At 66.4% G+C, this 8,489-nt stretch carries 6 protein-coding genes; all 6 read left to right on the top strand.

The window, feature by feature from the left end; genetic code table 11:
- Positions 1-28: 28 nt before the first annotated feature.
- The 6 genes from QMX89_RS02740 to QMX89_RS02765 all read left to right on the top strand — a co-directional run bounded on the left by QMX89_RS02740 (position 29) and on the right by QMX89_RS02765 (position 8,387).
- Positions 29-1,315 carry an acyl-CoA dehydrogenase family protein gene (locus tag QMX89_RS02740; protein WP_282346604.1) on the top strand — a complete coding sequence of 429 codons (1,287 nt, stop codon included), beginning with the start codon at positions 29-31 and terminating at the stop codon, positions 1,313-1,315.
- Positions 1,316-1,335: 20 nt separating this feature from the next.
- A complete protein-coding gene (locus QMX89_RS02745) occupies positions 1,336-2,667 on the top strand; it encodes an LLM class flavin-dependent oxidoreductase (RefSeq protein WP_282346606.1) in 1,332 nt (443 codons plus the stop codon).
- Between the two features lie 33 nt (positions 2,668-2,700).
- The gene (locus QMX89_RS02750) at positions 2,701-3,753 is read left to right on the top strand and encodes an NADP(H)-dependent aldo-keto reductase (protein WP_192067119.1); all 1,053 of its coding nucleotides are present in this window, start codon (positions 2,701-2,703) and stop codon (positions 3,751-3,753) included.
- 52 nt (positions 3,754-3,805) lie between these two features.
- Complete coding sequence (locus QMX89_RS02755) at positions 3,806-4,672, top strand: ABC transporter permease (RefSeq protein WP_282346627.1); 867 nt, start codon at positions 3,806-3,808, stop codon at positions 4,670-4,672.
- Complete coding sequence (locus tag QMX89_RS02760) at positions 4,669-6,327, top strand: ABC transporter ATP-binding protein (protein ID WP_282346613.1); 1,659 nt, start codon at positions 4,669-4,671, stop codon at positions 6,325-6,327. The genes QMX89_RS02755 and QMX89_RS02760 overlap by 4 nt, the downstream gene beginning before the upstream one ends.
- Positions 6,328-6,569: 242 nt before the next feature.
- Complete coding sequence (locus QMX89_RS02765; protein ID WP_282346614.1) at positions 6,570-8,387, top strand: ABC transporter ATP-binding protein; 1,818 nt, start codon at positions 6,570-6,572, stop codon at positions 8,385-8,387.
- Positions 8,388-8,489: the final 102 nt, after the last annotated feature.

Raw genomic sequence — 8,489 nt, forward strand, 5'->3', positions numbered from 1 at the left:
CGGCAGCCCGATGACGCAAGGAATGATCATGAGTGTTGAACAGCGTACCGGCGGTTTTCCGCTGGCTTTCGACTACGCCCGTCTGCGGGCCCCCTTTGCCGAGATCTTCGCGCGCATCGAGGCCACTGCGCTGGCCCGCGAGCAGCAGCGCGAGCTGGCCTTCGATGCGGTGAACTGGCTGCGTGAGGCCGGCTTCGGGGCGCTGCGCGTGCCTCGCGAGCAGGGCGGCGGTGGCGCCAGCCTGCCGCAATTGTTCGAGCTGCTGATCGAGCTGGCCGAGGCCGACTCGAACCTGCCGCACATCCTGCGCGCGCATTTCGGCTTCGTCGAAGGCCGTCTGTCCCGCGACGAAGCCGAGTCCCAGGCGTACTGGCTGGGCAAGGTGGTTGCCGGTGATCTGTGGGGCGCGGCCATGGCCGAGCGTACCGACACCAGCAAGCAGAGCGTGACCCTGACGGCCGAAGGTGAGCAGCGCTGGCGTCTGGACGGCAAGAAGTTTTACTGCACCGGCACCCTGTACGCCGACTGGATCGCCGTGTCGGCGCTGACCGGTGAGGACTTCGTCAGCGTCTCGGTGCCGACCAACGCGCCCGGCGTGACCCGCGATGACGACTGGGACGGCTTCGGCCAGCGCCTGTCGGGCAGCGGCACCACGCGTTTCGACAATGTCCCGGTGCCGTCCGAGTACGTGTTGCGTCGCTATGCAGCCGGCGAGCAGCGTCCCGAGTCCTACATTTCGGCGTTCTATCAACTGTTTCACCTGGCGACCCTTGCCGGGATCGCCCGGGCGGTGCTGCGCGATGCCAGCGAGTTCGTTCAGGGGCGGACCCGCGCCTTTGGCGTCCCGGGCCAGTCCAGCCCCAGGGAAGATCCACTCGTACAGCGCGTCGTCGGCCGCCTGTCGAGCCTGGCCTATGCCGCGCAGACCCAGGTGCTGGCGGTCGCCCAGGTGTTGCAGAACGTCTACGAGGCCGAACGTGCCGGGCAGGCCAGCGAAGCCCATTACACCGAGGCCGAAGTGCGCGCCTTTCAGGCTCAGCAGATCGTGCTGGAGCAGGTGCTGGAGGCCACCACGCTGTTGTTCGAAGTCGGCGGTGCCTCGGCCACCAGCCAGTCGCGGCGCCTGGACCGGCACTGGCGCAACGCGCGCACGCTGGCCTCGCACAACCCGGCGATCTACCGCGAGCGGGCGCTGGGTAACTACTACCTCAACGGCATCAGCCCGAATGCCGCCTGGCGCGCCTCACAGGCTGCGCACGACGCCGTCCAGTCCGAACCCGCCGCTGCGCTGCACGACGAAGCCAGCGCCGTCTGAACCGTTTCCAAGGAACCGTCATGAGCCCCAAACCGCAAATGAGCATCGGCATGAACATCCTCGGCTTCGGCGCCCACGCAGCCGCCTGGCGGGCGAGGGAGGTACCGGCCAATGCTTATCTGGACGCCGAGTATTACTGCAACATCGCGCGCATCTCCGAACGCGGCACGCTGGATGCGATCTTCCTCGCCGACGGTCCGGCGCTGGGCGGCGACGTGGCGCAGCACCCGGCCGGTCGCCTGGAGCCCACGGTACTGCTGACCGCCGTGGCGCTGGCCACGCAACGCATCGGGGTGATCGCCACCGCGTCCAGCACCTACAACGATCCGTTCAACCTGGCGCGGCGCTTCTCTTCGCTGGACCACATCAGCGGCGGTAGGGCGGCCTGGAACGTGGTGACCAACGCCGGCGATGCCGCCGCGCAGAACTTCGGCCTGGCCGGCGCGCCGCTGCACGTGGACCGCTACGCCCGCGCCGACGAATTCATCGACATCACCCTCAAACTGTGGGACAGCTGGGAAGACGACGCCATCATCGGTGATGCCGCCAGCGGCCGTTTCGCCGACCCGGCCAAGGTGCACACCCCCAACTTCGTCGGCGAGCACTTTTCGGTGAAGGGCCCGCTTAACCTGCCGCGCTCGCCCCAGGGCCGACCGGTGCTGGTGCAGGCCGGCTCCTCCGAAGGCGGCAAGGCGCTGGGCTCGCGCTACGCCGATGCGATCTTCACCACCCAGACCACCCTGGAAGACGGCCAGGGCTTCTATCAGGAAATGAAACACCGCGCCCGTCAGTGGGGGCGCAATCCGGCGCACTTGAAGATCATGCCGGGCCTGTCGACGGTGATCGGCAGTACCGAGGCTGAAGCCCACGCGCGCTTCGATCGGCTCAACGATTTCCACGGCGAAGAAGGCTTGCTGTATCAGGTGGCGGCGCGCGTCGGCCTGAGCGTGGCCGAGCTGGACCCCGACGCACCATTGCCTTGGGACAAGATCGGCCCGGTGGCCTCGTTCGAACGCGGCTCGCACGGGTTTCTCGAAGCCCAGCTGAACCTGGCGCGTCGGGAAAACCTCAGCATCCGCCAACTGTCGCGGCGCATTCTGGTCGGCCATCGCCTGCTGGTCGGCACCCCGGAGCAGGTCGCCGACACCCTGGAGCACTGGTTTCTGGCTGGTGCCGCCGACGGCTTCAACATCATGCCGGACATGTTTCCCTCCGGCGTCGAGATCTTCGTCGATGAAGTGGTGCCGCTGCTGCGCCAGCGCGGCGTGTTCCGCCACGAATACAGCGGCCACACCCTGCGCGATCACCTGGGCCTGCCGTATCCGGCCAGCCAGTACGCACACAGCGCCTGAACCTCTCTCGCCTGCAACGGACCGATTCGAACCATGAAATATCGCACCCTTGGCAACACCGACCTCAACGTCAGCCTGCTCGGCCTGGGCACCATGACCTGGGGGCATCAGAACAGCGAGCAGGACGCCCATCGGCAACTGGACCTGGCCCTGGCGCACGGCGTCAATCTGATCGACACCGCAGAGATGTATCCCACGCCGACCCATGCCGATACCTGGGGCAGCACCGAGCGCTTCATCGGCACCTGGCTGCAACGCAGCGGGCGTCGTGCCGACGTCGTGCTGGCCAGCAAGATCATCGGCCCACCGCGCCAGCCGGGCACCGGCGGCCACATCCGCGACGGCTTGACCCGCCACGACCGTGCCAACATCACCGCCGCGCTGGAAGGCAGCCTCAAGCGCCTGCAGACCGATTACCTGGACCTCTACCAGCTGCATTGGCCCGATCGCACCACCAATATCTTCGGTCAACGTGAATACCCCTATGTCGACGACAGCGGCAGTGTTGCCATCGAAGAAACCCTGGAGGTGCTCGGCGAACTGGTCAAGGCCGGCAAGATCCGTCACATCGGTGTCTCCAACGAGACGCCCTGGGGCGTGGCGCGCTTTCTCCAACAGGCCGAGCAACGCGGGCTGCCGCGCATTGCCAGTGTGCAGAACCCCTACAGCCTGTTGAACCGGTTGTACGAAGGCGGGCTGTCGGAGTTCAGCCATCGCGAAGGGGTAGGGTTGCTGGCCTATTCGCCACTGGCGTTCGGCACCCTCACCGGCAAATACCTGAACGGCGCGCGACCGCAGGGTTCGCGTTTGACCTCGGTGTACCGCACCTTCAACCGCTACGACAGCGAATCGGCCAGCCGCGCCATCGCCGCCTACGTGCAGTTGGCCAAAGACTACGGCTATACGCCTGCGCAACTGGCCCTGGGCTTCGTCGCCCGGCAGCCATTCGTCAGCAGCGTGCTGACCGGGCAAACGAGCGAGGCGCAGTTACAGGACAACTTCAGTGCGCTGGACATCGAGTTCACCCCGACCTTGCTGGACAAGATCGCCGAGATCCATCGCGCGACCCCCAACCCGGCGCCTTGATTGGCGCCTGCCGTACGGAGAATCGTCCATGGCAATCAGTTCATCGCCCACGATGCTGGGCCCGGTCCCGGCGGGCACACTGGACGCCGGCATCGGCCGTCGGCGCGCCCGCACCCGGTTGCGCCCAGGCCTGGTGCTGGCCGGCGCCTTCGTGCTGCTGCTGGTGGTGGCGGCCATCGCCCCAGGCCTGTTGACGTCGATCGACCCGCTCGATGCCGTGGCGCGCCAGGCGTATCGCGCGCCCGATGCGTTGCACTGGCTGGGCACCGACGAGAATGGCCGCGATGTACTCAGCCGCCTGATCCACGGCGTGCGGCCTTCGCTGCTGCTGGGCCTGGCGGCCACGGCCATGGGGCTGGCACTGGGCACCTTGCTGGGCGTGGTCGCAGGCTTGGGTCCACGCTGGCTGGACGCGGCGGTCATGCGCAGCGTGGACGTGCTGCTGGCGTTCCCCGATCTGCTGCTGGCGCTGGTGATCATCACCTTCTTCGGCCAGGGCACCTTGAACCTGATCATCGCCGTCGGCATCGCCAGCGTGCCGCGCTACGCCCGCTTGGTGCGCGCGCAAACTCAGGTGGTGCGTGGCGCAGGTTACGTGGAAGCGGCGACCACCCTGGGCCTGGGGCGCGCCGCGGTGATCGGGCGACACGTGCTGCCCAATGCGATCAAGCCGGTGTTGATCCTGGCCACCATCGGCATTGGCGGCAACATCACCGCAGGCGCTGCGTTGAGCTTCCTCGGTTTTGGTGCGCCGCCGCCTGCGCCGGAGTGGGGGACCATGCTCGCCATCGGCCGCAACTTCCTCGCCAACGCCTGGTGGCTGGTCGCCTGGCCGGCGCTGGCGATCACCTTCACCGTCATTTCGATCACCGCCATCGGCCGTGAACTGCTGCGTCGCAGCGAAGGAAAACGCTTATGAATGCCATTGTCCAGCCAGCGCTGCCGGTGCTTGATGTACAGGATCTGCACGTCGCTTTCGCCGGCCAGGCGCAGCCGGTGATCCGCGGCATCAGCTTTCAGTTGCGCGCCGGTGAATGCCTGGCGCTGGTGGGCGAATCCGGTTCGGGCAAGAGCGTGACCTCGCGTACCCTGGCCGGGCTGACAGGGGCGCACGCTCAGGTCCGCGCCGAGCGCTTGTCATTCGCCGGGCGGGATCTGCGCACGCTGCGCGAGAAGGACTGGCTGCAACTGCGCGGCGCCCAGTTGGGCTTCGTCATGCAGGATGCGTTGGGTTCCCTGGACCCGTTGCGACGCGTCGGCCAGGAGATCGCCGAGCCGCTGCGCCTGCACACCGACCTGAAGCGCCAGCAGCGCGATGCGCGGGTCATCGAGCTGTTGCGCTCGGTCGGCGTTCCCGAGCCGGAATTGCGTGCGCGCCAGCACCCGGGCCAGTTGTCGGGTGGCTTGCGCCAGCGTGCCTTGATCGCCTCGGCCATCGCCTGCAACCCGCGCCTGCTGATCGCCGACGAGCCCACCACGGCGCTGGACGCCACCGTTCAGGCGCAAGTCATGAGCCTGCTCGAATCGCTGCGCGGGGCAGACACGGCCATGCTCATTGTCAGCCATGACCTGGCAGTGGTCGCACGCCTGGCCACACGCATTGCGGTGATGCAGCACGGGGTGATCGTGGAGCAGGGCAGTGTCGACCAGATCCTGCGCGATCCTCGCCATCCCTATACCCAGAGCCTGCTGGCAGCTGGTACCGCGGTGCATTTTCGCCGCGCCTACGGTAACGCGCCGATCGTTGCCGAGATACCTCAAACTGGCGAAGTTCTGCTTCGTGCCGAACACCTGAGCAAGTCCTTCCCAGGTCCGGACGGGCGGGTGCGCAGGGTGGTCGCGGATGTATCCCTGCGCCTGGAGCGTGGCCGGACCTTGGGCATCGTCGGCGAATCCGGGTCGGGCAAGACCACCCTTACGCGCATGATCCTGGGACTGGAACGTCCCGACAGCGGTCAGGTGTGGATCAACGGCCAGCGCTGGTCCGATCTCGACAAGGCCCAGCAGGCGAAGGCTCGGCACAGCATTCAGGTGGTGTTCCAGGATCCGCTGAGCTCGTTCGATCCGCGCTACACGGTGCAAAAGGTGCTGTTCGAGGCGTTGCAGGTGGCGGGTCATCCCCGTGCAACGTGGGAGAGCCGGGCCCAGCACTTGCTGGCGCTGGTGAAGATGGACGCTGCGGTAATCGATCGGCGACCCATCGAGTTGTCCGGAGGGCAACGCCAGCGCATCGCGATTGCCCGCGCGCTGGCGGCCGAGCCGCAGATTCTGGTGTGCGACGAGCCGGTGTCGGCGCTGGACGTGTCGGTGCAAGCGCAGATTCTGGAATTGCTCGACGACCTCAAGAATCGACTGGGGCTGGCGTGCCTGTTCATTTCCCACGACCTGGGGGTGATCAACCACGTCAGTGACCATGTACTGGTGATGAAGGATGGCGAGGTGGTGGAGGCGGGCGCGGTGCGACAGGTCCTCGACCGCCCGCAACACCCTTACACCCAAGCCTTGCTCAGCGCCGTACCGACCCTGCAGACCGGCGCCCTGCGCGCGCTGACCTATCTACCCCTGGCGATCTGAGCCGAGCCCTACATGGTCCGCTCGGCACACCGGACGCGGCTTGCGCCGCTGCTACAGGGTCCGCTCGGCACACCGGACGCGGCTTGCGCCGCTGCTACACGGCCCGCTCGCCAAACCGGACGCACGGTCCACGCGTTCCTCTGTAGCAGCGGCGCGAGCCGCGTCGGCGGTATACGCGGTGCATCAGTAGAAACGCAACACCCCAACCGCGGCCCGCGCCGCTGACACTCGGAGACTACCGTTTGAAACCCTCGTACAAGGAACGTCAACACGCCCTGCGCAGCTGGAACATCCAGTCGCTGCCAGAGACGCCTTTCGCCTTCGCCCGTTTCTTCGTCGGCCATTTCCGGGGTTGGTATCTGGCGATCCTGCTGTTGCAGGTAGTGGCAGTGACCTGCACGGTGCTGGTGCCCTGGGTGCTGGGGCAGATCACCCGCGTGGTCAGCACCGCCAGCACGGCCAATCTGGACTGGCAAAGTCTGGGCCGGCCGCTGCTGCTGTTCGCCGGCCTGCTGGTGCTCGAAGTGCTGTGTACCCGCGGCGCCACCGGCGCGCATATCCGCGTCTTGCCACTGCAACGGCGCACCGTGACCCACGCGGTCTACGCCTACCTGCAGCGCCACTCCCATCGCTTCGTCAGCAGCGAATTCGCCGGTGCCCTGGCGCACAAGATCTCCGAAGTCTCCATGGGCGTGGGCCAGGCGCTGGCGCTGTTGCTGTTCGACCTGATTCCGCTGCTGGTCACCCTGACCCTGGCCGTGGCGGTATTGGCCACAGCGTCGGTCTGGCTGGCGCTGTTCATGCTCGGCTGGTCGGTGGCGTTCATCACCGTCTGCTATTTCCTGGCCAAGCGCAGTCACCCGCTGTCCCAGCAATACTCGGCGGCGCGCAGCACCAGCAACGGCAAGGTGGTGGATGCGGTGTCCAACCTGACCAACATCCGCCTGTTCGCCCGGCATTCGTTCGAACATCGCTACCTGGGCGATTACCTGGACCGCGAGTTGAAGGCCGCCGGCCGCTCGTTCGGCTACATGGAGAAAATCCGCTGGTTCCAGTCGATCTGCGGAATGTCACTCAAGGTCGGCATGCTGCTGATCGCCCTGTACCTCTGGCGCCTGGGCAGTATCGACATCGCGACTTTCGTGATGGCCACCAGCCTGTCGCTGTTGATCATCACCGACGTCGCCAACCTGTCGCGGCGCTTCCTGGATTTCTTCGAGGCCACCGGCAACATCGCCAACGGCGTGCGCACCTTGATCCGCCCCCATGAAGTGGTGGACGAGCCCGACGCGCAGCCGCTCGCCGCGGTGCGCGGGGCCATTGAGTTTCGCGATGTGAGCTTTGGTTATTCGCCGCAGAAGCCGGTGTTCGAGCATCTGCAGTTGTCCATCCCGGCGGGACAGCGGGTTGGCCTGGTCGGCACTTCCGGCTCGGGCAAGTCGTCGCTGCTCAACCTGCTGTTGCGTCTGTACGACGTCAATCAAGGGCAGGTGTTGATCGATGGCCAGGATGTGCGCAGGGTGACCCAGCATTCACTGCATCAGCAGATCGGCCTGATCCCTCAGGAACCTGGCCTGTTTCACCGCAGCATCGCCGAAAACATCAACTACGGTCGTCTGGATGCCAGCCCTCAGGAACTGGCCCAAGCCATCCACCGCGCCGGTGCGAGCGCGTTCATCGACGGCATGGACCAGGGCGCCGAGTCGCTGGTGGGTGAACGTGGCGTGAAGCTTTCCGGTGGCCAACGCCAACGCATCGCCATCGCCCGGGTGTTGCTCAAGAACGCGCCCATTCTGGTGATGGACGAGGCGACTTCGGCGCTGGACTCTATCACCGAACGGTTCATCCAGGAGAAGCTCGACGAAATCATGCAGGACAAGACCGTGATCGTCGTCGCCCACCGGCTGTCGACGGTTGCCCACCTGGACCGCATCCTGGTGTTCGAAGACGGCCGCATCATCGAAGACGGCTCCCACGACGACCTGCTGGCCCAGCAGGGCCAGTACTTCCGCCTCTGGAGCCGCCAGGCCCAGAACCCGTACGACGAGGAGCTAGCGTAGTCCGGTGGAAACGCGCTAAGCAGGCCAGGCCCCTTCGCGGGCAGAGACCCGCTCCCACAGGGATGAAACTCCCCCGCACCCCCGTGGGAGCGGGTCTCTGCC

It is taken from the genome of Pseudomonas sp. PS01301, from assembly GCF_029960215.1.
GTDB lineage: Bacteria > Pseudomonadota > Gammaproteobacteria > Pseudomonadales > Pseudomonadaceae > Aquipseudomonas > Aquipseudomonas coleopterorum.

What these genes read in the sequence shown, in the direction of transcription:
- QMX89_RS02740 (WP_282346604.1), top strand. Translation starts at nt 29, where the DNA reads ATGAGTGTTGAACAGCGTACCGGCGGTTTTCCGCTGGCTTTCGACTAC.
- QMX89_RS02745 (WP_282346606.1), top strand. Translation starts at nt 1,336, where the DNA reads ATGAGCCCCAAACCGCAAATGAGCATCGGCATGAACATCCTCGGCTTC.
- QMX89_RS02750 (WP_192067119.1), top strand. Translation starts at nt 2,701, where the DNA reads ATGAAATATCGCACCCTTGGCAACACCGACCTCAACGTCAGCCTGCTC.
- QMX89_RS02755 (WP_282346627.1), top strand. Translation starts at nt 3,806, where the DNA reads ATGCTGGGCCCGGTCCCGGCGGGCACACTGGACGCCGGCATCGGCCGT.
- QMX89_RS02760 (WP_282346613.1), top strand. Translation starts at nt 4,669, where the DNA reads ATGAATGCCATTGTCCAGCCAGCGCTGCCGGTGCTTGATGTACAGGAT.